We start from the raw sequence: 26,613 nt of genomic DNA, 5'->3' as shown, positions 1-26,613 counted from the left end.
GTCGGCGAGCGATCAGGGTTGGCTTCGGATCCTGTGCAGTTGGTGTCGCCGAGGCAGCACAAAGTGCACAAGATTCACGTGGTGGTGTCCGGCCCGCTCGCGTCGGGCGGTCGGCCGCGTCTGCATGCCGAACCGGGTCGCCTGGTGGGTGCCGCGGTGGGCCGTGCGCGAGGGCAGGCTGAAGGTAGGGTCGCCGCATGAACGATCATGGGGAGAACAGGCCGCTGGCGGTGATCAGCGGGGCGGGCACCGGCATCGGCTCGGCCACCGCGCTGGCACTGGCCGAACGAGGACACGACATCGTCGCGATCGGACGTCGGGCGGACGTGCTCGAGCAGGCCGCCGCAGGCATCCGCGCGGCGACCGGGGCGGCCGTGACGACGATCGCCGCCGACCTCAGCGTGCCCGCGGCGGCCGAGCGCGTCGCTGTGGCGCTGGCCGGGCGGGCGGTGGACGTACTGGTGAACAACGCGGGCGGATACCTCGGCCGCGACGGCGCAGGGCTGACCGCCGTGGCGGATCAGTGGCGGGCCACCTTCGAGACCAACGTGCTCACCGCGGTGCTGCTCACCGAGGCGGTGCTGCCGTTGCTGCGCCGTCCGGGCGGGCGGGTGGTGCTGCTGAGTTCGATCGCCGCGCAGCGGGGCGGTGGCGGCCCCTATTCCGCCGCCAAGGCGGCGCTGCACGGCTGGGTGATGGACCTGGCGGCACAGCTCGGCCCGGACGGCGCGACGGCCAACGTCATCTCACCCGGATACGTGGCCGAGACCGAGTTCTTCGACGGCCGGATGACGCCGCAGGGACACGCGGCGCGGGTGGCGCAGACCCTGGTCGGCCGCGCGGGCCGGCCGGGAGACATCGCGGAGGCGGTGTGCTGGCTGGCGGGGGAGTCCGGCGGGTACGTGACCGGTCAGATCATCAATGTCAACGGCGGCTCCGTGCTCGGCCGCTGACGGCCCCACCACGCAACAACATCCGTCCTGGTCAGCGGCCGAAGATGTTAAGAAGGGCACCTTCTGCAACGCATAGCGTTAAGAAGGTGCCCTTCCTTTCGGTCAGCCCTTGACGCTGCCGGCGAGCAGGCCGCGGACGAAGTAGCGCTGCAGGGACAGGAACACGGTCAGCGGGACGATGATCGAGACGAAGGCGGCGGCGGTGAGCCGCTGCCATTCGTTGCCGCGGTTTCCGGCCAGCTCCGCGAGGCGCACCGTGAGCGGGGCGTTCTTCGGGCCACCGGCGAAGATCAGGGCTACCAGCAGGTCGTTCCAGACCCAGAGGAACTGGAAGATGGCGAAGGACGCCAGCGCCGGCACGATCAGCGGCAGCACCACCGAACGGAAGATCTTGGAGTGGGACGCGCCGTCGACCTTGGCCGCCTCGACCAGGTCGCCGGGCAGCTCCGCCATGAAGTTGTGCAGCAGGAAGATGCCCAGCGGCAGGGCGAAGCAGGTGTGCGCGAACCAGACCGTGATGAACTTGGCCGGGCCGTCCAGATCCCAGGCGGGCAGCAGCTGCACCCCACCCAGCGAGACGCCGTAGTTGAAGAACGACAGCAGCGGGATCAGCGCCATCTGCAGCGGGACGATCTGCAGCGCGAAGATGCCGATGTAGACCCAGTCGCGGCCGCGGAACCGGGTCCACGCCAGCGCGTACGCCGCCAGCGCGCAGAAGGCCAGCGGGAACAGCACCGACGGGATCGTGATGACCAGCGAGTTGATGAAGTATCCGGCCAGCCCGCCCGACGCGGACCGGGACCCGAACAGCACCTGCTCGTAGTTCTCCAAGGTGAACTGCGGGTTGGCGAAGAAGTTCCACCAGCCGTTGGACTTGATCTCGTTCTCCGGGCGGATCGACGAGACCAGCACGCCGATCGTGGGCACGGTCCACAGCAGCGCGATCACCAGCGACACGGCGCTCGCGGTGCGGCTGGTCAGCTTCTTGCGCACCCGGCCCCCCACCGTGGGCGGGACCTCGGCATCAGGTGCGGCGACAATCGTCTCGGTACCCGTGCTCATCGCTCCTCCTCGCTGCGCTCGTCGTCACGATGAGCTGAAACGGCCTGCTGGATTCGCTCGCGATGCTCGCTCATCGGGCTCCCTCCAGCCGGCGGCGGCGCATGAGCCTGACCTGGTAGATCACGATGGGTATGACGAACAGGAACAGCAGCACCGCCAGCGCGGCGCCCTTGCCCTTCTCATCGGCCCGGAACGAGTACGTGTACATCTCGTTGGCCACCACGCTGGTGCCGAACTGGCCGCCGGTCATGGTGCGCACGATGTCGAAGACCTTCAGCGTGCCGATGGAGATGGTGACCAGCACGACGACCAGGGCCGGGCGGATGCTCGGGATGGTGACGCGCCAGAACATCTGCCACGCCGTCACGCCGTCGATGCGGGCGGCCTCGACGATGTCTGCGGGGATCGCCTTGATCGCCGCGGAGAGCACCACCATGGCGAAGCCCGCCTGGATCCAGACCAGCACCACGATCAGGAACAGCGTGTTCCACGGCCCGTCCAGCAGCCACTGCTGCGGCGTGCCGCCGAGCGCGACGACGAACTGGTTGAGCAGGCCGATCTGCTCGGTGCCCTCCTGGCGGTATTCGTAGACGAACTTCCAGATGATGCCGGCGCCGACGAACGAGATGGCCATCGGCATGAAGACCAGCGACTTGGCGAACGACTCGAATCTGGCCCGGTCCACCATGACCGCGTAGACGAGGCCGACCGCGGTGGAGACGGTCGGTACGAGCAGCACCCACAGCAGGGTGCTCAGCAGCACGCCGTATTGCACGGGATCGCTGCTGAAGTCGGGGAGCATGCCGGAGTTCTTGTCGGTGAACATCCAGCCGAAGTTCTCCAGGCCCACGAATTCGCTGGAGTCGGCGTTCATGAAGGCCAGGACCATCGTGCGGATCGCCGGCACGATCAGGCCCACCAGCAGCAGCAGACCGGCCGGCGCGAGCAGCCCCAGCGCGATCCACCGGTCCTTGCGTGCGGGCAGCACGTCCAGCACCAGCAGCAACAGGCCCACCACAGCGGCGAAGGCGATGACGCCGTACAGCAGCATCATCAACTTCGGGGCTTCGGCGGTGAAGTCGAAGTTCAACGCGATCTCCTCGGGCACCGGTCGGGAGGAAGACTACGCCGTGTGAGCCCCGGAACGGGACCCACACGGCGTAGATAGATCAACTACCGGCTCACTTGGGCCAGGTGCCCTCGATGAAGTCGAGGGTGGCCTTGGTGTCGGTGCCGTTGATCCAGTTGGTCATGCCCTTCCAGAAGGAGTTCGCGCCGACGGCGGCGGGCATCAGGTCCGAACCGTCGAAGCGGAACACCGCGCCGCTGTCCTGCAGGATGCCGACCGCCACCTTGTCGATCGGGTTGGACACGTTCGCCACGTCCAGGCCCTTGTTGGCGGAGATCCAGTTGTTCAGCTTGGCCCGGCTGTTGGCGAAGTCGGGGCTGGCCAGGTAGGTCTGCACCGCCTGCACGGCCGGGGTGTCGGTGAACGCGCCGACGAACTCGCCGCCGCCCAGCACCGGCTTGCCCTTGGCCGGGTCGATCGCCGGCAGGTAGAAGGCGAACGCGTCGCCGTCCTCGGCCACCTTGGTGCCCTTGGGCCACTGGTTGGCGTAGAACGAGGCCTGGCGGTGCATGCCGCACTTCTTCTGGACGACCGGCAGGCCGCCGTCCTGGAAGGTGGTGGTGGCGATGGACTTCACGCCGCCGATGCCGCCGTTGACGTACTTCTCGTTCTTCAGGATCGAGCCCACCCGGTCGGTCGCCGAGACGATCCGCGGGTCGTTGAACGGGATGGCGTGCGTGACCCACTGGTCGTACACGTCGGGGCCCTGCTCGCGCAGCAGCACGTCCTCGATCCAGTCCGTGGCCGGCCAGCCGGTCGCGTCCTGCGAGCCGATGCCCGCGCACCACGGCTTGAGATTGGCGGCGACCATGGTGTCGCTGAGCTTGATCATCTCGTCCCAGGTGGTCGGGACCTTCCAGCCCTTCTCCTTGAACAGGGACGGGGAGTACCACACGAACGACTTCACGTTGGCGCCCAGCGGGGCGCCGTACAGGCTGCCGTTGACGGTGCCGTACTTGAGCCAGTCGGGGGAGAAGTTCTGCGTGGCCATGGCCTTGGTCTTCTCGCCGGCGGCCTTGAGCTTGCCGCCCTTGGCGAAGAACTCCAGCAGACCCGGCTGCGGAATGAAGGCGAGGTCAGGTGCGTCGCCACCTTCGACGCGGACCTTCAACTGCGCCTCGAACTCGCCGCTGCCCTCGTACTCGATCTTCACGCCGGTGCAGTCGGCGAACGTCTTCCAGGCGTCCTCCAGCAGCCCCGCCTCAGCGTCGCGGATGGGGGAGTAGATGGTGACGGTCTCGCCGGAGATGCCGGTGTAGTCCTTGTAGGCGGCGCATTCGGGGGTGTCGAGCTTGCCCTCGGAGGTGTTGTCGGACTCGCCGCCGCCGCACGCCGCGACGGTGAGAGCCATTACGACCGCACCGGAGAAGGCGAGCAGACGCCGCTGTCTGTGGGATGCCATGGAGTTTCCTCCTCGTGAGCTTGTCGGAGCGCAGCCCCCTGGTACCGGACTACCGCAAGGTGACGCAAGCCATGCAAGCGCTTTCGGTCTCGAACTGTCCAGCGCTGACAACAGTAAGGTTGGTAACGATTCGGAAACCACCCCGGAACCTGTAATCACGATCATCCCGGTCCCCACGGCCGCGCGATGTGGGCTACACTCGTGCTTGGTTTTTGATGTACGTGGTCTGCTCGCGTTGCCCTCCCTGAGAATGAGAGGACCGCCGGTTGCCGCTACTCAGTGGCCAGCCCCCGCACGAGGTGTGCGGCGCGGTTCAGTTTGTGCAAGGAAATGGTGAAAATGGCTCAGGGAACCGTCAAGTGGTTCAACGCCGACAAGGGCTTCGGCTTCATCTCCGTCGACGGTGGTGGCGCTGACGTCTTCGTGCACTTCTCTGCGATCCAGGCCAGCGGCTTCCGCAGCCTCGAAGAGAACCAGCGCGTCGAGTTCGAGATCGTCCAGGGCGCCAAGGGCCCGCAGGCCGACGCGGTCCGCCCGCTCTGATCTTCCCAAGGTGACGCCACCGGAGCCTGGTGCTCCGGCGGCGGTCGTCTGACCCTAACGGGCCGGTGTCACACCGGCCCGTTTGTCGTTCCGCGTGGCCTGTGGGCCCGCCGGAGCGTGTCGAGCCCCGCATCATGCCCTGTATGCGGGGCTCGATGCTGTCCCGGACCGGATTGCGCCAGCCGTTCGCATCGCGCTAGGCTCAAACCAAGACGTACGTACGGTTTGCGATATGGAGGCCGCCCATGTGGAACCCCGAGACCTACCTGCGCTTCGCGGACGAACGCGGCCGCCCGTTTCACGATCTGTTGGCCCGGGTGGACGCCGAGCAACCGCGGCAGGTCGTGGACCTGGGCTGCGGGCCGGGCAACCTGACGGCCACGCTGACCGCGCGCTGGCCCGGAGCGCAGGTGCGCGGCATCGACTCGTCGCCCGAGATGATCGAAAAGGCGGTGGCCGACCAGGGCGGCCCGGGACCGGTGTCTTACCAGGTCGGTGACGTGCGCGAGTACCTGCCGGGGCCGGAGGTCGACGTGATCGTCACCAATGCGGTCCTGCAGTGGGTGCCCGGTCAGGAGGAACTGGTCGGCCGGTGGGCGCGGGCGCTGCGTCCGGGTGCTTGGCTGGCGCTGCAGGTCCCGGGCAACCATGACGGGCCGGCCCACCGGGCGCTGCGCGAACTGTGTGCTTCGTCACGCTGGTCCGCGCTGCTCGGTGAGATCGCCGAGCAGCCGCGGTCGGTGCCCGGGTCGCAGGAGTACGCCCGGCTGCTGCGCGCCGCCGGCTGCGCGGCCGACACCTGGGAGACCGAGTACGTGCACCAGCTTCCCGTCACCGGTGGCCCGCACCCGGTGCTCACCTGGCTCACCGGCACCGCGCTGCGTCCGGTGCGCGCCGCGCTGGCCGAGCAGCCGGGCGCGTGGGAGGCCTTCTGCGTGGCCCTCGAACCGGCGCTGATCAGCGCCTACCCAGCGGACGGGGCCATCGTCGACTTCCCGTTCCGCCGCGTCTTCGCGGTCGGCCGGCGGACCGCCGCACCCTCGTGACCGGGGCCGGAAGGTAAAGTGCCGGCATGGCTAAGGACGATCTTGCGAGCTTCGTGGCGGGACTGCCCAAAGCCGAGCTGCACGTGCACCACGTGGGTTCGGCCTCCCCGCGCATCGTGGCCGAGCTGGCCGCCCGGCACGAGGGCCGCAGCCCGGTGCCGGCCGACCCCGCGCTGCTCGCCGAGTACTTCACCTTCACCGACTTCGCGCACTTCGTCGAGGTCTACCTGAGCGTCGTCGACCTGATCCGCGACGCCGAGGACGTACGCACACTGACCTACGGCGTCGCCCAGGACCTCGCCGCGCAGCAGGTGCGCTACGCCGAGCTGACCGTCACGCCGTACTCCAGCGTCCACCGGGGCATCCCGGCCGAGGCGTTCTGCGAGGCCATCGAGGACGCGCGGCGCGAGGCGGAGAAGGAACTGGGCCTGGTCCTGCGGTGGTGCTTCGACATCCCGGGGGAGGCCGGCCTGCCGTCGGCCGAGCAGACCCTGCGCATCGCGCTGGACCGGCGTCCGGACGGGCTGATCAGCTTCGGCCTCGGCGGTCCCGAGATCGGCGTGCCCCGGCCCCAGTTCAAGCCGTACTTCGACCAGGCCCGTGCGGCGGGCCTGCACAGCGTGCCGCACGCGGGGGAGACCACCGGCGCGCAGACCGTCTGGGACGCGATCCGCGAGCTCGGTGCCGAGCGCATCGGCCACGGCATCTTCGCCGCGCAGGACCCCGCGCTGCTGGCATACCTGGCCGAGCACGCGATCCCGCTGGAGGTGTGCCCCACCTCGAACCTGCGTACCCGGGCCGTGGCGGACCTGGCCGAGCACCCGCTCGCCGCGATCGTGGCCGCGGGTGTGCCGGTCAGCATCAACTCCGACGACCCGCCGATGTTCGGCACGACCCTGAACAACGAGTACGAGGTGGCCGCCCGCCTGCTGGACCTCGACGCGGCCGGCGTGGCCGAGCTGGCCCGCCAGGGCGTCCGCCATTCGTTCGCCACCGACCAGGTCAAAACCGCCCTGCTCACCGAGATCGACGTCTACGCCGCCACGGCCTGACCCGCCACTCCCGGGCAGCATCGACGTCGGTCTATTACATCGACTGGGCGAAGATCGAAGTCGACGTAATAGGCCAACGTCGATAACAGGCGGGGAGCGCGTGCGCGCTGGAGCCGGTCAGGCCTGGTGGAGGGCTTTCACCTTGCGCCAGGTGGGGGTGTCCAGGGCGCCGGCGCGGTTGGCGAAGGCGGCGGTGGTGACGGTGATCGGGTCGCTGAGGTCCAGGTAACTGTTGTGGTCGGCATCGGCGTCCCATGACTTCGTCGCGATCTCGATGTGGTCACGCCGATGGCTCTGGTCCTGGCTGGTGATCTTCAGGATCTCGAACGCGCCGCCCTTGACCCGCAGCACCACGCACGGCCGCACCTTCGACCCGGGGCCGTCCTCGTAGGGCACGTCCGCCCACCAGATCTCCCCGGGCTGCGGGCCGCCCGCGGGCGCAGGCGCCTTCTTCGTGCCCGTGGGCCGCCCCGGCGGGCGCTTGCCGGCGGGGCGCCTGCCCGCGGGGCGGGCGGCCGGGTGGGACGACTTGCGCCAGCGCCACCAGATGGCGAGCGTCAGTACGGCGACCGAGAACAGGGTCAGGAACAGCCACATGATCGGCAGTCTAGGTGGGCTCGCCGAGCAGCGTGCAGGCCACGTCGGCGGGCACCGCCCGGGAGAACAGGAAGCCCTGCCCGTACCCGCAGCCCAGCCGGATGAGGTAGTCGCGCTGCTCGGGCGTCTCGATGCCCTCGGCGATCAGGTCGAGGCCGAGATTGCGTCCCATCAGGACGATGGTGCGCACCAGCTCACCGCTACGCGCGTCGGTGTCGATCTGCCAGACGAAAGACCGGTCGATCTTCAGCGCGTCGATGGGCAGCCGGTGCAGCGCCTCCAATGAGGAGTAACCGGTCCCGAAGTCGTCGATGTGCAGTTGGCAGCCGAGGTCGTGCAGGGTGTGCAGGATGTCGCGGGCCGGGGCGACGTTCTCCATCACCACGCCCTCGGTGATCTCCACAGCGAGGCTGCCCGGCGGGGGGCGGTGCCGGTCCAGCGCCTGGGTGATGTCGTCGATGACGTTGCCGCTCCAGAACTGGCGGTTGGACACGTTGACCGCGACGGACAGTCCGGGGGTGGCGATGCCGGCCGCATACCAGGCGGCCAGCTGGCGGCAGCACTCGTCGACGACCCAGCCGCCGATCGGGATGATCAGTCCGGTCTCCTCGGCGACCGGCATGAACGCGGCCGGTGACAGCACCCCGCGCAGCGGGTGCCGCCAGCGGATCAGCGCCTCGAACCCCTTGGTCCGGCCCGAGCGCAGCGCCACGATCGGCTGGTAGTGCACCTCGAACTCGCCGTTGTCGAGCGCCTGGCGCAGCTCGGTCTCGATCTGCAGCCGGGTGACCGCCTTGGCGTGCATCGCCACGTCGAATACGGCGTGGCGGCCCTTGTGCCGGGACTTCGCCGAGTACATCGCGATGTCGGCGTCGCGCAGCAGGTCCTCGGCGTTGCTGTAGCGGCGGCTGCTCATCGTGATGCCGATGCTGGCGGTCACCACCACGTCCTGGCCGTGCAGCTGGAACGGCTGTGCGAGCACCCCGTGCAGGCGCTCGGCGACCTGGGCGGGGGTGTGTGGCGCGGTCACGTCGTCGAGCAGCACCAGGAACTCGTCGCCGCCGAAGCGGGCCACCGTGTCCGAGTCGCGCAGGGTCGACTTGATCCGCTTGGCGACCTGTTTGAGCAGCCGGTCCCCGGCTGAGTGGCCGAGGCTGTCGTTGACCACCTTGAACCCGTCCAGGTCCAGGAACAGCACCCCGAACGGCCGCCCGCTGCGCCGCCGCGACTGGCGGATCGCCTGGCGCAGCCGGTCCAGGAACAGCGACCGGTTGGGCAGGCCGGTCAGCTCGTCGTAGAGGGCCGCGATGCGCAGCTGCTCCTTCTGCCGCAGCGACTCCTTCAGCAGCGCCTGCCGGTCCAGCGCCACCGCCAGCAGCGCGGCCCACTGGTTGAACGGCTCCCGGCCGGTGGCGCCGCCGGTGGACACGGAGTCCACCACGGCGAGAAAGCCCCAGTCGCTGGCCCCGCCCTTGACCGGCACCACGAAGACGATGAGGTTGGCCGTCGGGTCGGCCAGCTCCCGCACCCGCAGTGGCGGGAATGCGCTGACCGGCACCGACGGCTCCACCGACGGTGTCTCGCCCGGCACGAACAGGCCCATGATCTCCAGGGCGGCGTCGGCCAGTGAAGGCGGCAGCCCGCCCGCCCACAACCCCAGGCAGCCGCCCCGGACCCAGGTGCGTCGCAGCCACTCCAGCCGGGCCGGTTCCCGGTGCCCGCGCAGCAGCTCCATGCCGACCTCGTACTGCGCGGTCAGCGTCTCGCGGAGCAGGGAGCTGTCCCGGAACAGGGTCCGGCCGCGCATCTCCATGAGGATGAGCAGCACTCCGTTGGCGGGCTGGCCGTAGTCGCGGATCAGCTGCGCGATCTCGTACAGCGCCTCCGGCCGCCCGCCGGACAGCCGCAGCAGCAGCTCCAGCGCCAGCCGTACCTCCTCACAGGTGGGCCGCAGCTCGGCCGCCTCGGCCGAGCCGTCCTGCACGGCGCGCGCCACCGTCTCGGCGGCGTGCACGAGATCGGCCGCGTCGGCCGAGGCCAGCGAGCCGTGCACGGGCGCGACGGTGGTGGCGATGAGGTCGGCCAGGCGGCGGTGCGGCGCGGGCGCCTCGGTGTCGGCGTGGAACGCCACATCGCCGCTGCACCCGCAGGACTCGCGCACGATGATCGAGGTGGGCACGAGGATGCGCGCCGGCGGTTCGGTGTCTCCGCCGATCATGCCGAGCAGCGTCGTCGCGGCCGCCCGGCCGATCAGTTCCGTCGGCTGGCGCACCGTCGTCAGGCGGGGGATCAGGTAGGCGCTCGAACGCAGGTCGTCGAAGCCGATCACGGCCTGATCCGCGGGCAGCCGCAGGCCGGCGGCGGCCAGCGCGTGCATGATGCCGGTCGCGTTCTCGTCGGTGCCGGCGATGACCGCGGTCGAGGGCAGCCCGGCGGCCAGCATGAGCTCGGCGGCGAACTCGCCGCCGTCGACCTGGTTGGTGGGCGCGTGGAACAGCAGCCCCGGGTCGGGCTCGATCCCGTGTACGGCCAGCGCCTGGAGGTACGCCTCGTACCGTTCCCGGATGTCGCCGGTCTCCAGCCGCCCGGCGAAGGCGATCCGGCGGTGCCCGTGGGCGACCAGGTGGTCCACCGCCTCGGTGACGCCGGTCCGGTTGTCCGGCATCACCACGGGGTAGGCCAGGTCGTGCAGCGCGTGGCTGACCGACACGAACGGGCGGCCGGTCTGCGCGAGCGTGTGCAGATACCGGTGCGACACCGCCTGCAGCACCACCACGAAACCGGACACGTGCTGCCACGCGACCGGGTACGACAGTTCCGGGGGCTCGGTGACCTCGATGTGCTCGGTACCCGCGTCGAGGGTCTGGATCGCGATGACGCCCGCGCCCGCCTCCGCCGCGGCGCGCGCGATCCCCGCCAGCACGCCGCCGTAGTACCAGCCCCCCAGGAATGGGGACAGGACCCCGAGCGTGAGGTCTGGTGACACCTTCAGACGGTACCGCGCAGAGCGGACCTCACCGGGCGAAACGGTCGCTCACGGCCGTCGCAGCACCCAGCGGTACGCCTGGACGAGGCCGGTGTCGAAGCTGGCCGCCGAGCCCCAGAGGAACAGCCGGAACCGGCGGTAGAGCGGGTCTCCCCAGCGCCGGACCACCTCCTCGCGGGCCGCGTCCAGCCGCCGGGCCCACTCCGCGCAGGTCAGGTGGTAGTTGTGCCGGTCGTCGTCGACGCTGACCAGCTCGAACGGCGAGCGCGCCACCTGGCGCAGGTACGCGTGCAGCACGAGCGGCGACGACTTGCCCGGATAGATGTAGCGGCTCATGAACGTGGACACCCGGTGCTTGGCCCGCATGGCGAGGGCGTCCAGGTACACGTGACCGCCCGGTTTGACCAGTTCGGCGTATTTTCGCAGCGTGGCGGCGTAGTTCGGCAGGTGCTCGGTGACGCCCATGTTGACGATCGCGTCGTAGCGGCGCGGCGCCTCGTAGCGCAGCAGGTGCCTGCGCACCACGGTGGCAGGCAGCTGCTCGCGGGCGAACAGGTCGGACAGGTAACGCTCGGACTCCTGCGCCAGGGTCAGCGTGGTGACGTGCACCCCGCGCCGGGCGGCGAACTCGGCGAACGCGCCCCAGCCGCCGCCGACCTCCAGGATGTGGTCGCCGGGGGAGACCTTCAGCGCGTCGAGCGCCAGCTCCATCTTGCGGGTCATCGCGTCCTCGAGCGGCTCGTCGTCGCGCGCGAAGACGCCCTGCGTGTAGCAGCGGTGCCGGGAGTCCATGAAGGTCAGGAAGAACTCGGACTCGTTGTCGTAGTGCGACGAGATCGCGCGGCGGTCGTGCTCGGCGCCGCCGAGCCGCAGCGCCGGGGCGAACCGGGCCAGCCACGCGATCGGGTGACGGTCGTGGAACATGCCGCGGACCTTCAGCGCGGCCATCAGGTCGCCCTCGATGTCCAGCCAGCCGCGCAGGTAGGCCACACCGATCTGGAACTGGTCGAGCCCGGCCAGGGCCTTGGCACCCCGCGGGTCGCTGACCACGATGGTGAAGGCCGGATCGCCGGGGCCCAGGACACGGGGCGGCGTGCCGTCGCCGGTGCGCACCGCGAACGGCACCGCCGCGCGGTCGGCGAAGTAGGTCTGATACCGACGATCGAGAGTCCTTGCCAGGTCAGCGCTCGCCATGGCGCCAATCTAACGCCGTCGAAGCCCGCGTGAAAGAGCATCCGGGTGAACCGCGGGCGGCCGGAACCGGTAACCGGCATGATCGGCGCGACCGATAGCATGGCCGGAGCCGGACAAACCGCTGCAGAGGACATGAGGAGATCACCGTGAGCGTTTCGATCAGCCCGCCACAGGCCGACCCCGTCGTCGTCCGGGCCGGGACGACGGGCGCGGAGGCGATCGCCGAGGCCGGCCTGCCGGTGCACGGCCCCAAGGCGATCGTGGTGGTCCGCGACCCCGAGGGCCGCCTGCGCGACCTCGACTGGGCTCCCACGGTCGACACCGCGGTCGAGCCGGTCGCCATCGACTCCCCCGACGGCCTCAACGTGCTGCGCCACTCCACCGCGCACGTGCTGGCCCAGGCGGTGCAGGACATCTTCCCCGAGGCGAAGCTGGGCATCGGCCCGCCCATCGACAACGGCTTCTACTACGACTTCTCGGTGCCCAAGCCGTTCCACCCGGACGATCTCGACAAGATCGAGAAGCGGATGCAGGAGATCGTCAAGTCGGGGCAGCGCTTCCAGCGCCGCCGCTTCGAGACGCTCGACGAGGCCAAGGCCGAGCTGAAGGACGAGCCGTTCAAGCTCGAGCTGGTCGACATCAAGGGTGACGCGGGCGACGACGTCATGGAGGTGGGCGGCGGCGAGCTGACCATCTACGACAACCTCGACGCCAAGACGGGCGACCGCTGCTGGGGCGACCTGTGCCGGGGCCCGCACCTGCCGTCCACCCGCCTGATCGGCGCGTTCAAGCTGATGCGCTCCGCGGCGGCATACTGGCGCGGTTCGGAGAAGAACCCCCAGCTGCAGCGGGTGTACGGCACCGCGTGGCCGACCCGCGACCAGCTCAAGGACTACCTGAAGCTGCTCGAGGAGGCGGCCCGCCGCGACCACCGCAAGCTGGGCACCGACCTCGACCTGTTCAGCTTCCCCGACGAGATCGGCTCGGGCCTGGCCGTCTTCCACCCCAAGGGCGGTGTGATCAAGCGCGAGATGGAGGACTACGTCCGCGCCCGCCACATCGAGGAGGGCTTCCAGTACGTCGGGACCCCGCACATCACCAAGGAAGGCCTCTTCCACACGTCGGGTCACCTGCCCTACTACAAGGAGACCATGTTCCCGCCGATGGACATGGAGGGCAGCGACTACTACCTCAAGGCGATGAACTGCCCGATGCACAACCTGATCTACAGGTCGCGCGGGCGGTCCTACCGTGAGCTGCCGATCCGGCTGTTCGAGTTCGGCGCGGTGTACCGGTTCGAGAAGTCGGGCGTGATCCACGGGCTGACCCGCGTGCGCGGCTTCACCCAGGACGACTCGCACTCCTACGTGACCAAGGAGCAGGCGGCCGCCGAGATCAAGCACCTGCTGGACTTCGTGCTCGGCCTGCTCAAGGACTTCGGCATCACCGACTTCTACCTGGAGCTGTCGACCCGTGACGACAGCAAGCCGGAGAAGTTCGTCGGTTCGGAGGAGGACTGGGCCACGGCCACCGCGGTGCTGGAGCAGTGCGCCCTGGAGACCGGGCTGACCCTGGTGCCCGACCCGGGCGGCGCGGCCTTCTACGGCCCGAAGATCTCCGTGCAGGCCAAGGACGCCATCGGCCGCACCTGGCAGATGTCGACCATCCAGTACGACTTCAACCAGCCGAAGGGCTTCGAGCTGGAGTACCAGGCGGCGGACGGGACGCGGCAGCAGCCCGTCATGATCCACTGTGCCAAGTTCGGCTCGATCGAGCGCTTCATCGGCGTGCTCACCGAGCACTACGCGGGCGCGTTCCCGGCCTGGCTGGCGCCGGTGCAGGTGGTCGGCATCCCGATCCGCTCCGACGACGAGGCCGGTCACGCCGCTTACCTGTACGAGTTCGTGGCGAAGCTGCGCAAGGCGGGCATCCGGGCCGAGGTGGACGGCTCCGACGAGCGCATGCAGAAGAAGATCCGCACCGCGCAGCAGCAGAAGATCCCGTTCATGGCCATCGTCGGCGACCAGGACCTGGCCGACGGCACCGTGTCCTTCCGCTACCGCGACGGCTCGCAGCGCAACGGCGTGAGCCTGGACGAGGCCGTCGCCCACGTGACCGAGATCGTGCGCTCGCGCGTCAACACCGGCCCGTCCGCCCCCGTGGCGGAGATCGCCGAGGCGGGCAGCGCGGCGTGAGCGAGCGCAGCGAGCGAACCATGTTGCCGGGTTCTCACGCTGACGACGAGCGCAGCGAGGAGGAAGCGTGAGCATGCGTCACCACGAGGCCGGGTTCGTGCTGGACACGGACCCGGCGCGGCTCGACCTCGACACCGTCGAGCGCTGGCTGGCCCAGGAGAGCTACTGGGCCAACGGTCGCGAGCGTTCGGTCATCGAGCGCTCGCTGGCCGGCTCCACCGGGTACGGGATCTACGCCCCGAACGGGGCGCAGGTCGGCCTGCTGCGCGTGGTCACCGACGGGGCGACCTTCGCGTGGCTGTGCGACGTGTTCGTCGACAGCGCGTATCGCGGGCAGGGCCTGGCCCGGTGGGCGGTGGCGGCGGTCCGCGACGATCTGCACGCGCTCGGCGTGTACCGGATCATCCTGGCCACCGCCGACGCGCACGGCGTCTACGCCGAGGTCGGGTTCGTCCCGCTGCCCGAGCCGGACCGCTGGATGCAGCTGACCACGCGGGTCATCGGCCGTCCCGACGTGCCCCACACCGCGCAGGCGCGGGCATGACCTCGCCCGACCCCGACGGCCTGGAGCGGCTGTGGACGCCGTGGCGCATGGCGTACGTCAGCGGCGGCGCCAAGCCGACCGAGTGCCCGTTCTGCGTCGCGCCGGTATCCGACCCGGACGCGCTGGTCGTCGCACGCGGTGAGGCCGTCTATGCGGTGCTCAACCGGTTCCCGTACAACCCGGGGCACCTGCTGATCTGCCCGTACCGCCACATCGACGACTACCCGGAGCTCGACGCGGCCGAGACGGCGGAGCTGGCCGAGTTCACCAAGACGGCGATGCGGGTGGTCCGCAAGGTCTCCAACGCGCACGGGTTCAACATCGGGCTCAACCAGGGCCACGCGGCGGGCGCCGGCATCGCTGCGCACCTGCACCAGCACGTGGTGCCGAGGTGGGGCGGGGACAACAACTTCCTGCCCGTGGTCGCGCGCACCAAAGCCCTGCCACAGTTGCTCACCGACACCCGCGATCTGCTCCGCGAGGCCTGGCCGGCCTGATCGCGGGCATGGCGACGCGCCGGGCGGGTATCGGGCTGCTGTCAGACCCACGCGGAAGGATGGCTGCCATGATTGGCACTCTGAAGACCGTCGTGCTCGACGCGCCCGACATCAAGGGCCTGGCCGCCTTCTACGCGGAGCTGGCCGGGCTGGACGAGCTCTACGCCGACGACGACTGGATCACCCTCAAGGCGGCCGACGGCACCCGCCTCGGCTTCCAGCAGGCTCCGGACCATGTGCCGCCGCGCTGGCCGGACCCGGCATACCCGCAGCAGATGCACCTCGACCTGCGGGTGCCGGACATGGCCGCGGCCGTCGAGCGCGCGGTCACGCTCGGCGCGACCCGCCTGCCCGGCGGCGGCGAGACCTTCACCGTGCTGGCCGACCCGGCCGGCCACCCGTTCTGCCTCTGCCAGGGCGAGGTCGACGGCACCACCGTCGCCGACGTGGCGATCGACTGCGCCTCCGCCGGGCCGCTCGCCCGCTTCTACAGCGAACTGCTCGGCCTGCCGGTCACCTGGGAGGGCGAGGGCGGTGCGATGATCTCCGCCGACGGACGGCTGCCGGTGATCTTCCAGGAGATCGCCGACTTCCAGGCCCCGCAGTGGCCCGATCCGGCACACCCCCAGCAGTTCCATCTGGACGTGGAGGTGTCCGACGTCGAGGCGGCGGAGGTGCAGGCGCTCGCCCTCGGCGCCACCCGCCTGACCGGCGGCGGCGACAACTGGCGGGTGTACGCCGACCCCGCCGGCCACCCGTTCTGCCTGATCTGGTGACGCTCGGGCAGCCCGCGCCCGGTGCGCGGGCTGCCCGACACCGTCACGCAGTGTGACGTGATCGTGCAAAGGGAACCTGGGAGGGGTCCTCACACGTCACCATCGGCGTAGACGGCACGCCCGCACCGCCCGGTTCCTCGACGCGGTGTGACGGGGGACGGGGGTCCATGATGGTTTCTCGGCGCGAGATGGTGCGCCTGCTGGCCGCGGGCGGCGTCGGTGCGGCCGCCGCGGTGGCCGCGCCCAAGGTGCGCGCCTGGTTCGGACCGGACCGGCTGCCCCTCGACGGCGGATACGCCCCCGCCGGCAACGAGCTGGGCTGGCACGGCGGCGCGGTGCGGGTGCTGTGGCACGTCACCACCGACCGGCCGCTGATCGCGCTGACCTTCGACGACGGCCCGGAGCCGGACTGGACGCCCCGGGTGCTCGACGCCCTCGACGAGCTCGACGCCAAGGCGACCTTCTTCGTGGTCGGTGAGCGGCTGATGCGCAACGCCGCCCTGGTGAAGGGGCGCTACGCCCGCCACGAGGTCGGCAACCACACCTGGTCGCACAAGGACCTGGCCCAGCGCGACGAGAAGGGCGTACGCGACCAGCTGCGCCGCTGTCACGACGCCATCGTCGAGCACGTCGGGCGGGTCCCGACGCTGCTGCGCCCCCCGTGGGGCCACCTCGCCGGCACCACGCTGACCGTCGCCGAGGAGTTCGGCTACGACGTCGTCATGTGGTCACAGCGGATGCGCGAGAACCTGTTCGTGGACAGCCCCGGCGGCATCGTCGCCGACACCGCCGAGCAGGCCCGCCCGGGCGCGGTGATCCTGGCCCACGACACCGGCCCCGACGACCGCCTGGTCTGCATCGACAACATCAAGGGCATCGTCACCGAGCTGCGGGCACGCGGCTACGAACTGGTCACCGTGTCCGAACTGCTCGCCGCCGGCCGCCCCGCCACCACCTGACCGCTCCCGGTCCCGGTGGGAGGCAGCCGCCCCGCCCGTTTCTCATAGACGTTGGCCTATCTCATCGAGTTCGATCTACGAAAACTCGATGAGATAGGCCAATGTCTATCAAAAGTGCAGGTTGGCGGGCGACGCGGCGGGGCAGCCGGGTCAACGGGTGGGGGAGTGCTCCTTGCGGGCCTGGTCGGCGAGGTGGCCGGGCATGGGCTCGTAGCGGGCGAACTCGCGGGTGAAGGTGCCCGCGCCCGCCGTCATCGAACGCAGGTCCACCAGGTAGCGCAGCAGCTCGATGGCGGGCACCTCGGCGCGGACCTGGGTGCGCTCGCCGCCTGCCGGGTCGGACTCCGAGCCCAGCACGCGGCCGCGCCGTCCGGACAGGTCGCTCATCACCGCGCCGACCGCCGAGTCGGGCACCGTGATGACCACCTCGTCGACCGGCTCCAGCAGGGTGACCTGCGCCTTCTCTGCGGCGTCCTTGAGGGCCATGCTGCCCGCCGTCTGGAACGCCGCATCGGAGGAGTCGACGCTGTGCGCCTTGCCGTCGACCAGGGTCACCCGGAAGTCGACCACGGGGTAGCCGGCCACGATGCCCTTCTCGGCCTGCGCGCGTACCCCCTTCTCGACACTGGGGATGTAGTTGTGCGGGATGGCGCCGCCCACGATCTTGTCGACGAACTCGATGCCGGTGCCCCGGGGCAGCGGCTCCAGCTGGATCGCGCAGACGGCGTACTGGCCGTGCCCGCCGGACTGCTTGACGTGGCGGCCCTGCCCGCTGGCCGGGGCGGCGAACGCCTCCCGCAGCGCCACCTTCGCGGGCTCCGTGGACAGCTCGACGCCGCCCGCGCGCAGCCGGTCCAGCACCACGTCGGCGTGCGCCTCGCCCATGCACCACAGCACCAGCTGGTGGGTCTCCGGGTTGCGCTCCAGGCGCAGCGTCGGGTCGCCCGCGACGAGCTTGGCCAGGTTCTTGGCCAGCGCGTCCTCGTCGGAGCGGGTCTTGGGCACCACGGCGACCGGGAGCAGCGGCTCGGGCATCAGCCACGGGGCCATCAGCAGCGGCTTGTCCTTGCCGGAGATGGTGTCGCCGGTCTCCGCGGCGCTCGACTTGGTGACCGCGCAGATGTCGCCGGCCACGCACTTGGCGACCTCACGCAGGTTCGCGCCGAGCGGGGAGTAGACGTGCAGGACGCGCTCGTCGGCGTCGTGGTCGGGGTGGCCGCGCTCGGCCAGGCCGTGGCCGCTGATGTGCACCGGGGTGTCCGGACGCAGCGTGCCGGAGAAGACCCGGACCAGGCTCACCCGGCCCACGTACGGGTCGATGGTCGTCTTGACCACCTCGGCCACCAGCGGGCCGTTCGGGTCGCATTCGAGGGCGTCGCGCGGGGAGCCGTCGACGGTGGTGACGGCGGGCAGCGGGTGCTCCAGCGGCGTCGGGAAGGCCCGGGTCAGCAGCTCCAGCAGCGCGTCCAGGCCGACGCCGGTCTCCGCGCACACCGGCACCGCCGGGTGGAAGTGGCCGCGGGCGACGGCCTTCTCCAGGTCGTCGATGAGCACCTGGGAGTCGATGGCCTCGCCGGCGAGGTACCGGTCCATCAGGGTCTCGTCCTCGCTCTCGGCGATGATGCCCTCGATCAGCTCGCCGCGGGACTCCTCGATCGCCGGCAGATGCTCGGCGTCGGGCTGGCGTACCTGGGGCGGGTAGCCGCCGGAGTAGTCGTACACCTGCTGCGAGATCAGGCCGATCAGGCCCTCCACGGACTGGCCGTCGTCGCCGTGCATGGGCAGGTAGAGCGGCTGCACCTCCTCGCCGAACACCCGCTGGCACAAAGCGAGGGCCTCGTCGAAGTCGGCCCTCGGGTGGTCCAGCCGGGTGATCGCCACGGCGCGTGGCATGCCGACCGCGGCGCATTCCTCCCAGAGGGTGGCCGTGGCGGCGTCCATGCCGTCCCAGGCGCTGACCACGAACAGGGCCGCGTCGGCGGCGCGCAGGCCCGCCCGCAGCTCGCCCACGAAGTCGGCGTAGCCGGGGGTGTCCAGCAGGTTGACCTTCACGCCCTGGTGGGTGAGCGGGGCGCAGGCCAGCGCGACGGAGCGCTGCTGCTTCACCGCGGCCGGATCGTGGTCGGTGACCGTGGTGCCCTCGATGACCGTGCCCGCCCGGCTGATCGTCTGCGTGGCGGCGAGCAGCGCCTCGACCAGCGTCGTCTTACCGCTGCCGGCGTGCCCCACCACCACCACGTTGCGCACGTCTGACGGCTGCTCGGCGACCTGCGCCGGAGCCTGTGAGACCTTCTCCTTGTCGCCGCGCGCCATCTGTCCGCCTCCTGTAGCCGTGTCGGTTACTGCATTGTTTCCGATCCCACACCCATCGGGCGTACGGACACAAGCCCGGCGTCAGCGTGTCGCCGCCGTCGAGCGTGCCGGGGGCCACCGCTATCGTTAGCGCCATCATGGCGAAGATCCTCAGCGTGGTGGGCAAGGCCGGCACGGCCCGCCTGCTCGATCCCCTCAGCCGGGCCCTGTTGCGAGCGGGTGTCAGCCCGAACGCGGTGACCGTGGTGGGCACCCTGGGCGTCCTGGTGGGCGCGTTCGGTTTCGCGGCGCGCGGCCACTGGATCGCCGCCGTGGTGATCATCTTAGTGTGCGGCCTCACCGACGTCATGGACGGGGCGATGGCCCGCGCCCGCGGCAGCGCCAGCCGGTACGGCGCGCTGCTGGACTCGACCATGGACCGGGTCGCCGACGGCGCGATCTTCGCGGCCATCGCGTGGTGGTACGCGGGCACGGGCGACAGGGCCTCCCTGGCCGCCGCGCTGATCTGCCTGGTCACCGGGCAGATCGTGTCCTACGTCAAGGCGCGGGCCGAGGGGCTGGGCATGTCCTGCCACGTCGGCCTCGTCGAGCGCGCGGAGCGCCTGATCATCGTCGGCGTCGGCGCGCTGCTGACCGGCTTCGGCCTGTCCTGGGGCCTGCCCGCGTCGCTGTGGCTGCTCGCGGCCGGTTCGGTGTTCACCGTCTGGCAGCGCATGTGGCACGTCCACAAACACGAGTCGGCCGGGGACGCCGTATGAGCGAGCAGGGCGAGCGAATCATGTGGGCAAGGACTCGCGCCGCCGACGAGCGCAGCGAGGAGAAGGCGTGAGCGGCAAGGAGCGGATGGTCGAGTTCGGCTACGCGGCCGGGTGGCGGCTGGTCCGCGCCCTACCCGAGTCCGCGGCGTCGGCGCTGTTCCGGGCCGGCGCGGACCGGGCGGCCGCCAAGCGGGGTCCGGGCGTGCAGCGGCTGGCCCGCAACCTGAGAAACGTACTGGGGCACGACCCGTCCGACGAGCTGGTCCGCGACGCGGTGCGCTCGTACGCGCGCTACTGGCTGGAGGCGTTCCGGCTGCCGTCGAAGTCGAAGGCGCAGCTGCGTACGGGGTTCCGGCTGCACGGCGTGGAGAAGCTGATCCAGGCGCACGAGGCGGGCACGGGCGCGATCGTCGCGTTGCCGCACGCCGGCAACTGGGACGCGGCCGGGGCGGTGGTCACCGCGCACGGGGTGCCGCTGACCACGGTCGCCGAGCGGCTCAAGCCGGAGGGCCTGTACCGCCGGTTCCTGGAGTACCGCGAGCAGCTCGGGATGCGCATCATCCCGACCGCGGGCGGGCCGGGCTCGCCGATCGACGCGCTGGTCCAGGCCCTCGGGCAGGCGCACATCGTGCCGCTGCTGGCCGACCGCGACCTGTCCGCGCGCGGCGTCGAGGTGGAGTTCTTCGGCGGGCGCACCCGCATGCCGGCCGGTCCGGCGATGCTGGCGCTGCGCACCGGCGCGCCGCTGTTCGTGGTGGACATGTGGTACGAGCCGGACGCGGGCTGTGGCCGGGTGGTCGGCCCGCTGCCGGTGCCCGACGCCGCGGCCGGCCCGCTGGACGTGCGGGTCCGGTTGCTCACCCAGCAGGTCGCCGACGGGATGGCCCGCGGCATCGCGGCGCACCCGGCCGACTGGCACATGCTGCAGAAGCTGTGGCTGACCGAGCCGCCCGCGGGCGACCCGGCGGCCGCCCGCGCCACGTCGGCCGCGGGCGCCACCGACCCCGAGGAGTGACGTGCGGATCGGAATCGTCTGCCCGTACTCGATGGACGTGCCGGGCGGCGTGCAGTTCCACGTGCGCGACCTCGCCGAGACGCTGATCGCGATGGGGCACGAGGTCAGCGTGCTCGCGCCCGCCGACGACGACCAGCCGCTGCCGCCGTACGTGGTGGCCGCCGGGCGGGCCGTGCCGGTGCCCTACAACGGCTCGGTGGCCCGGCTCAACTTCGGTCCGATCTCGGCCGCCCGGGTGCGCCGCTGGCTGCACCAGGGCGACTTCGACGTGCTGCACGTGCACGAGCCGCTCACGCCGAGCCTGTCGCTGCTGGCGGTGATGTCGGCGCGCGGCCCGGTGGTGGCGACGTTCCACACCGCGATCACCCGATCGCGGGCGCTGGCGGCCGGCGCGCCGGTGGCGCGGGTGGTGCTGGAGCGCATCACCGGCCGTATCGCGGTCAGCGAGCTGGCCCGCCGGGTGCAGGTGGAGCACCTGGACGGCGGCGCGGTGGAGATCCCGAACGGCGTCTCGGTGGCGCACTTCGCCGACGCGCAGCCGCTGCCGGGCTGGCCGGGGGAGTGCCGGCCCGGGTACGGCGGAACCGTGGGTTTCCTGGGCCGCTTCACCGAGCCCCGCAAGGGCTTCGACATCCTCGCCCGCGCACTGGCCGAGGTGATGCCGCAGCGTCCCGGCCTGCGGCTGCTGCTGGCCGGCCCCGGTGACCTCGACGAGGTGGACCTGCCGCCGGTGGTGGCCGAGCGCACCACGTTCCTGGGCAAGGTGTCGGAGGAGGACAAGGCGCGCATGCTGCGCAGCGTCGACCTCTACATCGCGCCGAACACCGGCGGGGAGTCGTTCGGCATGATCCTCACCGAGGCGATGGCGGCGGGCGCGCCCGTGGTCGCCACCGACCTGGACGCGTTCCGCCGGGTGCTGGACGGCGGCCGGGCGGGCGCGCTGTTCCCGAACGGGGACGCCACGTCGCTGGGTGAGGCCGTCACCGCCCTGCTCGACGACGGCGAGCGCCGCCGTGAGCTGGCCGAGCACGCCGAGCGGGTGGTCGCCGCGTACGACTGGCCGGTGGTCGCCGCACGGGTGCTGGAGGTCTACAACAGCGCCATAGAGGCGCTCGGCGAGACGGTCAGCGGAGCCGATCCCCCCGCGCAGTGGTGAGGCCGTAACAGCGCACCACTACGATGCCCGGCATGGGTTGGGTGATCGGCGTGGTGGCCTTGGTGGTCGTGATCGCGTCGTATGTCACCTGGACGGCGGGACGGGTGGACCGCCTGCACCTGCGTGCCGCCTCGGCGGGTCGGGCGCTGGACTCCCAACTGGTGCGCCGTGCGGCTGCCGCCGCGGTGTTGGCCGAGACCGAGCTGGTCGGCGATCCGGCGGGCGCTGACCTGTACGCCGCCGCCCGGGCCGCACTGGACGCCCGGGAGGACGACCGGGAGGCCTCGGAGAACGACCTCACCCGGATGCTGCGCAAACAGGCCCTCGACCCGCAGGAGCCGAACGGGGCGGCCGTGATCGCGGCCAGCCGCCGCGTCGCGCTGGCCCGCCAGATGCACACCGACCTGGTCCGCGCCGCGCTGGGTGCCCGCGAGCGGCCGCTGGTGCGGCTGCTCCGGCTCAACCGCAAGCACACCCGCCCGTCGTACTTCGACATCGACGACCCGACCTTGAGCGCTGTCTGAGGTTCGGGTACATTTGCGGCCTCCACTGAGTTGTCGCAGGTCACACCTGTGACTCAGGTCACAGGCCGGGCCACAGAGTGCTGATTGGCCGTCGGGTGGCCTGCTCCGTCCCGCGTAGAATTCAGGCCAGCGGAGCCTGCCGCCGCCTTGTGCGACCGAAGGCGGCCCTCCTCCGCGGTCCTCGAGATCCCGTGTGTCAGGAGAAGCGCCACATCATGTCTGCAACCGAGTCTGTGAACGTACCGGTGACCGGCACCGCCCGCGTGAAGCGCGGCATGGCCGAGATGCTCAAGGGCGGCGTGATCATGGACGTCGTCAACGCGGAGCAGGCGAAGATCGCCGAGGACGCGGGCGCCGTCGCCGTCATGGCGCTGGAGCGCGTGCCCGCCGACATCCGGGCCCAGGGCGGCGTGTCCCGCATGAGCGACCCCGACATGATCGACGGCATCATCAACGCCGTCTCGATCCCGGTCATGGCCAAGGCCCGCATCGGCCACTTCGTCGAGGCCCAGGTGCTGCAGGCGCTCGGCGTCGACTACGTCGACGAGTCCGAGGTGCTGACCCCGGCCGACTACGCCAACCACATCGACAAGTGGCAGTTCACCGTGCCCTTCGTCTGCGGCGCGACCAACCTGGGCGAGGCGCTGCGCCGGATCACCGAGGGTGCGGCGATGATCCGCTCCAAGGGCGAGGCCGGCACCGGTGACGTGTCCAACGCCACCACCCACATGCGCAAGATCCGTGGCGAGATCAAGAAGCTGGCCTCGCTGCCGGCCGACGAGCTGTACGTCGCGGCCAAGGAGCTGCAGGCGCCGTACGAGCTGGTCAAGGAGATCGCCGAGACCGGCAAGCTGCCGGTCGTGCTGTTCACCGCGGGCGGCATCGCCACCCCGGCCGACGCCGCGATGATGATGCAGCTCGGGGCCGAGGGCGTCTTCGTGGGTTCGGGCATCTTCAAGTCGGGCAACCCGGCGCAGCGCGCCGAGGCGATTGTGAAGGCCACCACGTTCTACGACGACCCGGACGTGCTCGCCAAGGTCTCCCGCGGCCTGGGCGAGGCCATGGTCGGCATCAACGTCGACGAGATCCCGCAGCCGCACCGCCTGGCCGAGCGCGGCTGGTGAACCCGTGACCGGCCGCGCCCCATCCGCGCGGCCGGTCGCATATCGCGTCGGCTTCCGCCGCCGCGGTCAGTGCCAAGATCGCCGTTTCGGGTCGGAACCTCGGGTCACCCCGCAGGCTCCGACCGGAGACGGCGATCTTCGCGTTCCGGGCTCACATCGGCCCGATGTCCCACTTGCGGATGTGGGAGAAGATCAGCTGGGTTTCCAGGTGGGCGACCTCACGGCGGGACGTGAAGCCGTCCAGGAGCAGTCGCTGCAGGTGGGCGGCGTCGCGAACGGCGACGTGGACCAGGAAGTCGTCGGCGCCCGCGATGTGGCTCAGCGCGATCGTCTCGGGCAGGTCCAGCACGAAGCGGATGAACGGCTCCACCACGTCGCGGTTGTGCGGGCGTACCCGTACCGCGATGTACGCCTGCAGCGGGCGGCCCAGCGCGGCCGGGTCGGCGTCGGCGTGGAAGCCCGCCAGCACCCCGCGGCGCTGCAGCGCCCGGACCCGCTCCAGGCAGGTCGAGGCCGCGACATTGACGCGTGCCGCCAGATCCTTGTTCGAGATCCGCGCATCGTTCTGCAACTCGCGCAGGATCGCCGCGTCGATCGCATCAAGCACGGTGTTTTCGGCCATGCCCCGAAGAGTATTCGGAACCTGTTTACCAGGGCCGAAGAAGGCCCGAAGATCACGCCCATGACCTACGCCGTCGACACCCGCGCCGTGCACGCGGGCCGCGCTGACCTCGCCGAGCTCGGTGTGCACGCGCTCCCGCTGGACTTCTCCACCACGTACCCGATGCACGACCAGGTCGCCGCCGGTGCGGCCCTTGGCGCGTTCGCCGACGGCGCGGCCACCGCCGCGACCCCGGTCTACCAGCGGCTCTACAACCCGACCACGGCCCGCTTCGAGCAGGCGCTCGCCGAGCTCGAGGGCACCGAGGCCGCCGTCTCGTTCGCCTCCGGCATGGCCGCGATCACCGCGGTGCTGCAGGCCGCCTGCCTGATGACCGACCGCCGGCACGTGGTCGCCGTGCGCCCCCTCTACGGCGGCACCGACCACCTGCTCTCCATCGGCCTGCTCGGCCTGGCCGTGACCTGGGTCGACCAGGACGAGGTCGCGGGCGCGATCCGCCCCGACACCGGCCTGGTCGTCGTCGAGACCCCGGGCAACCCGACCCTGGGCCTGGTCGACATCACCACCGTCTGCATCCAGGCCGGTGACGTGCCGGTGCTGGTCGACAACACCTTCGCCACCCCGGTGCTGCAGAACCCGGCCAAGCTGGGCGCGTCCTACGTGGTGCACTCCGGCACGAAGTACCTCGGCGGGCACGGCGACGTGCTCGGCGGTGTGGTCGCCTGCGCCGAGCAGCGCGCCGGCGCCCTGCGCCAGGTGCGCATCCTCACCGGCGCCGTGCTGCACCCGCTGGCCGGCTACCTGCTGCACCGCGGCCTGGCCACGCTGCCGCTGCGGGTACGTGCCGCGCAGGCCACCGCCGCCACCCTGGCCGTACGCCTGTCGGTGCACCGCGGGATCAGCAAGGTGCACTACCCGGGCCTGCCCGGCAGCGACCCGCGCGGGCTGGTCGGCCGGCAGATGCGCGGCCCCGGCGCGATGATCGCGTTCGAGACCTCCGGCGACGCGGCGGCCGTCGTCGCCGCGCTGCGCCTGATCACCCCGGCGGTCAGCCTCGGTTCGGTCGATTCGCTGATCGAGCACCCGGCCCTGCTCACGCACCGGCTCGTCGACGCCGAGGGCAAGCAGACCGGCGGCATCACCCCGAACCTGCTGCGCATGTCGGTCGGCCTGGAAGACCCCGACGACCTGTGGGCAGACCTGGACCAGGCGCTGACGGCCGCGGCCCGCGCCACGGTCTCGGTCACGGCCCCCGTGGCCGTCCCGGCCGGGCCCGCGACCGTTCCGACCTCGCCCGCGGCCGTCCCGGCGGAGTCAGCGGCCGAGGTCATGTCGGTCGGCGGCGTCTTCGGTGCGGACCGCTCCGGAGCGCAGGCGGCGATGCTCGCCGCGCCGGTCATCGCGGTGCCCGAGCCCGAGGCGAACGCCTTCGGCGCGGTGTCCGCCACATCGGCGCAGGCCGTGAACGGGAGCGCACCCGTTCCGGCATAGACTCGACCTACAGTGGATGATCTTCTTGGGAGGACCCGTGCCAGACCTCGTCATCGGCGTACTAGCGCTGCAGGGTGACGTGCGCGAGCACCTGGCCGCGCTGGCCGAGTGCGACGTGATCGGTCGGCCGGTGCGCCGCCCCGAGGAGGTCGCCGAGATCGACGCCCTGGTCATCCCGGGCGGCGAGTCCACCACCATGAGCAAGCTGGCGCTCGCGTTCGAGGTGTACGAGCCCGTGCGCAAGCGACTCGCCGAAGGCATGCCGGCGTACGGATCGTGCGCCGGCATGATCATGCTCGCCGACGAGGTGCTCGACGGGCGGCCCGACCAGAAGACGTTCGGCGGCATCGGCATGACGGTGCGCCGCAACGCCTTCGGCCGCCAGGTCGACTCCTTCGAGGCCCCGGTCGACATCGCGGGCGTCGAGGGCGAGCCGGTACACGCGATCTTCATCCGCGCGCCGTGGGTCGAGTCGGTCACCGGCGATGTCGAGGTGCTGGGCCGGGTCACCGCAGGCCCCGCCACCGGTAGGATGGTCGCGGTCCGGCAGGGCAACCTGCTGGCCACCTCGTTCCACCCGGAGCTCACCGGGGATCTGCGGGTGCACCGTCTCTTCGTCGACATGGTGCGTGACCAGGCCTCCTGACCCGGGGGAGTCTTCACCAGCGCGCTGAC

The 26,613-nt window shown here is 71.0% G+C and carries 24 protein-coding genes; 16 read left to right on the top strand and 8 right to left on the bottom strand.

Annotation, left to right across the window (positions count from 1 at the left end):
* Positions 1–197 precede the first annotated feature (197 nt).
* Positions 198–953 (top strand): SDR family NAD(P)-dependent oxidoreductase, encoded by a 756-nt coding sequence (locus FLL47_RS30995; protein WP_144125560.1) that lies wholly within the window; start codon positions 198–200, stop codon positions 951–953.
* Positions 954–1,055: 102 nt separating this feature from the next.
* On the opposite strand, the gene FLL47_RS30990 is transcribed toward FLL47_RS30995, so the two are convergent.
* From FLL47_RS30990 to FLL47_RS30980, 3 genes are all read right to left on the bottom strand, one after another.
* On the bottom strand, positions 1,056–2,015 hold the full coding sequence (locus FLL47_RS30990; RefSeq protein WP_144125558.1) for a carbohydrate ABC transporter permease: 960 nt from the start codon (positions 2,013–2,015) through the stop codon (positions 1,056–1,058).
* A 70-nt stretch (positions 2,016–2,085) separates the two neighbouring features.
* A complete protein-coding gene (locus FLL47_RS30985) occupies positions 2,086–3,105 on the bottom strand; it encodes a carbohydrate ABC transporter permease (RefSeq protein WP_144125990.1) in 1,020 nt (339 codons plus the stop codon).
* Between the two features lie 91 nt (positions 3,106–3,196).
* On the bottom strand, positions 3,197–4,546 hold the full coding sequence (locus tag FLL47_RS30980) for an ABC transporter substrate-binding protein (protein WP_144125554.1): 1,350 nt from the start codon (positions 4,544–4,546) through the stop codon (positions 3,197–3,199).
* Between the two features lie 339 nt (positions 4,547–4,885).
* Here FLL47_RS30980 and FLL47_RS30975 point away from each other — a divergent pair, with 339 nt between their 5' ends.
* The 3 genes from FLL47_RS30975 (at position 4,886) to FLL47_RS30965 (ending at position 7,187) form a co-directional block, all read left to right on the top strand.
* The gene (locus FLL47_RS30975; protein WP_120320032.1) at positions 4,886–5,089 is read left to right on the top strand and encodes a cold-shock protein; all 204 of its coding nucleotides are present in this window, start codon (positions 4,886–4,888) and stop codon (positions 5,087–5,089) included.
* A gap of 245 nt (positions 5,090–5,334) precedes the next feature.
* Complete coding sequence (locus FLL47_RS30970) at positions 5,335–6,135, top strand: trans-aconitate 2-methyltransferase (RefSeq protein WP_144125552.1); 801 nt, start codon at positions 5,335–5,337, stop codon at positions 6,133–6,135.
* Between the two features lie 26 nt (positions 6,136–6,161).
* On the top strand, positions 6,162–7,187 hold the full coding sequence (locus tag FLL47_RS30965; RefSeq protein WP_144125549.1) for an adenosine deaminase: 1,026 nt from the start codon (positions 6,162–6,164) through the stop codon (positions 7,185–7,187).
* Between the two features lie 117 nt (positions 7,188–7,304).
* Here FLL47_RS30965 and FLL47_RS30960 read toward each other — a convergent pair whose 3' ends face one another.
* Genes FLL47_RS30960 through FLL47_RS30950 form a run of 3 tightly spaced genes read right to left on the bottom strand, consistent with a single transcriptional unit; the run spans position 7,305 to position 11,964 of the window.
* Positions 7,305–7,784, bottom strand: coding sequence for a type II toxin-antitoxin system PemK/MazF family toxin (locus FLL47_RS30960; protein ID WP_144125546.1), 480 nt, complete (start codon positions 7,782–7,784; stop codon positions 7,305–7,307).
* A gap of 10 nt (positions 7,785–7,794) precedes the next feature.
* Positions 7,795–10,770, bottom strand: coding sequence for an EAL domain-containing protein (locus FLL47_RS30955; protein ID WP_144125543.1), 2,976 nt, complete (start codon positions 10,768–10,770; stop codon positions 7,795–7,797).
* A 48-nt stretch (positions 10,771–10,818) separates the two neighbouring features.
* Positions 10,819–11,964, bottom strand: coding sequence for a class I SAM-dependent methyltransferase (locus tag FLL47_RS30950; protein ID WP_144125540.1), 1,146 nt, complete (start codon positions 11,962–11,964; stop codon positions 10,819–10,821).
* Between the two features lie 146 nt (positions 11,965–12,110).
* On the opposite strand from FLL47_RS30950, the gene thrS reads away from it, so the two are divergent.
* The 5 genes from thrS to FLL47_RS30925 all read left to right on the top strand — a co-directional run bounded on the left by thrS (position 12,111) and on the right by FLL47_RS30925 (position 16,935).
* Positions 12,111–14,159: a threonine--tRNA ligase gene (gene thrS, locus FLL47_RS30945; RefSeq protein WP_144125536.1), complete on the top strand. Its 2,049-nt coding sequence runs from the start codon at positions 12,111–12,113 to the stop codon at positions 14,157–14,159.
* 73 nt (positions 14,160–14,232) lie between these two features.
* Complete coding sequence (locus FLL47_RS30940; protein ID WP_144125987.1) at positions 14,233–14,703, top strand: GNAT family N-acetyltransferase; 471 nt, start codon at positions 14,233–14,235, stop codon at positions 14,701–14,703.
* On the top strand, positions 14,700–15,200 hold the full coding sequence (locus tag FLL47_RS30935) for an HIT family protein (protein WP_144125533.1): 501 nt from the start codon (positions 14,700–14,702) through the stop codon (positions 15,198–15,200). The genes FLL47_RS30940 and FLL47_RS30935 overlap by 4 nt, the downstream gene beginning before the upstream one ends.
* Positions 15,201–15,268: 68 nt before the next feature.
* Positions 15,269–15,976, top strand: coding sequence for a VOC family protein (locus tag FLL47_RS30930; protein WP_144125530.1), 708 nt, complete (start codon positions 15,269–15,271; stop codon positions 15,974–15,976).
* Positions 15,977–16,143: 167 nt separating this feature from the next.
* Positions 16,144–16,935 (top strand): polysaccharide deacetylase family protein, encoded by a 792-nt coding sequence (locus FLL47_RS30925; RefSeq protein ID WP_246158893.1) that lies wholly within the window; start codon positions 16,144–16,146, stop codon positions 16,933–16,935.
* Positions 16,936–17,085: 150 nt separating this feature from the next.
* On the opposite strand, the gene FLL47_RS30920 is transcribed toward FLL47_RS30925, so the two are convergent.
* A complete protein-coding gene (locus FLL47_RS30920; RefSeq protein WP_144125527.1) occupies positions 17,086–19,248 on the bottom strand; it encodes an elongation factor G-like protein EF-G2 in 2,163 nt (720 codons plus the stop codon).
* Between the two features lie 137 nt (positions 19,249–19,385).
* Between FLL47_RS30920 and pgsA the strand changes: the two genes are divergently transcribed.
* From pgsA to pdxS, 5 genes are all read left to right on the top strand, one after another.
* Positions 19,386–20,006 (top strand): phosphatidylinositol phosphate synthase, encoded by a 621-nt coding sequence (gene pgsA, locus FLL47_RS30915; RefSeq protein WP_144125524.1) that lies wholly within the window; start codon positions 19,386–19,388, stop codon positions 20,004–20,006.
* Positions 20,007–20,091: 85 nt separating this feature from the next.
* Positions 20,092–21,021 (top strand): phosphatidylinositol mannoside acyltransferase, encoded by a 930-nt coding sequence (locus FLL47_RS30910; protein ID WP_144125981.1) that lies wholly within the window; start codon positions 20,092–20,094, stop codon positions 21,019–21,021.
* Position 21,022: 1 nt separating this feature from the next.
* The gene (locus FLL47_RS30905; RefSeq protein WP_144125521.1) at positions 21,023–22,177 is read left to right on the top strand and encodes a glycosyltransferase family 4 protein; all 1,155 of its coding nucleotides are present in this window, start codon (positions 21,023–21,025) and stop codon (positions 22,175–22,177) included.
* A 32-nt stretch (positions 22,178–22,209) separates the two neighbouring features.
* Positions 22,210–22,701 carry a hypothetical protein gene (locus FLL47_RS30900; protein ID WP_186316005.1) on the top strand — a complete coding sequence of 164 codons (492 nt, stop codon included), beginning with the start codon at positions 22,210–22,212 and terminating at the stop codon, positions 22,699–22,701.
* A 215-nt stretch (positions 22,702–22,916) separates the two neighbouring features.
* Positions 22,917–23,825, top strand: a complete 909-nt coding sequence (gene pdxS, locus FLL47_RS30895) for a pyridoxal 5'-phosphate synthase lyase subunit PdxS (protein ID WP_144125515.1) — start codon at positions 22,917–22,919, stop codon at positions 23,823–23,825.
* Positions 23,826–23,976: 151 nt separating this feature from the next.
* Here pdxS and FLL47_RS30890 read toward each other — a convergent pair whose 3' ends face one another.
* Positions 23,977–24,447 carry an Lrp/AsnC family transcriptional regulator gene (locus FLL47_RS30890; RefSeq protein ID WP_144125512.1) on the bottom strand — a complete coding sequence of 157 codons (471 nt, stop codon included), beginning with the start codon at positions 24,445–24,447 and terminating at the stop codon, positions 23,977–23,979.
* A gap of 60 nt (positions 24,448–24,507) precedes the next feature.
* Between FLL47_RS30890 and FLL47_RS30885 the strand changes: the two genes are divergently transcribed.
* A complete protein-coding gene (locus FLL47_RS30885; protein WP_144125510.1) occupies positions 24,508–25,938 on the top strand; it encodes a trans-sulfuration enzyme family protein in 1,431 nt (476 codons plus the stop codon).
* A 16-nt stretch (positions 25,939–25,954) separates the two neighbouring features.
* Positions 25,955–26,584 carry a pyridoxal 5'-phosphate synthase glutaminase subunit PdxT gene (pdxT, locus tag FLL47_RS30880; RefSeq protein ID WP_120320051.1) on the top strand — a complete coding sequence of 210 codons (630 nt, stop codon included), beginning with the start codon at positions 25,955–25,957 and terminating at the stop codon, positions 26,582–26,584.
* Positions 26,585–26,613: the final 29 nt, after the last annotated feature.

The organism is Catellatospora sichuanensis, assembly GCF_007483665.1.
In the GTDB taxonomy this organism is placed as follows: domain Bacteria; phylum Actinomycetota; class Actinomycetes; order Mycobacteriales; family Micromonosporaceae; genus Catellatospora; species Catellatospora sichuanensis.
The sequence above is the reverse complement of the archived record's forward strand: the minus strand, read 5'-3'. Positions and strand labels throughout refer to the sequence as shown.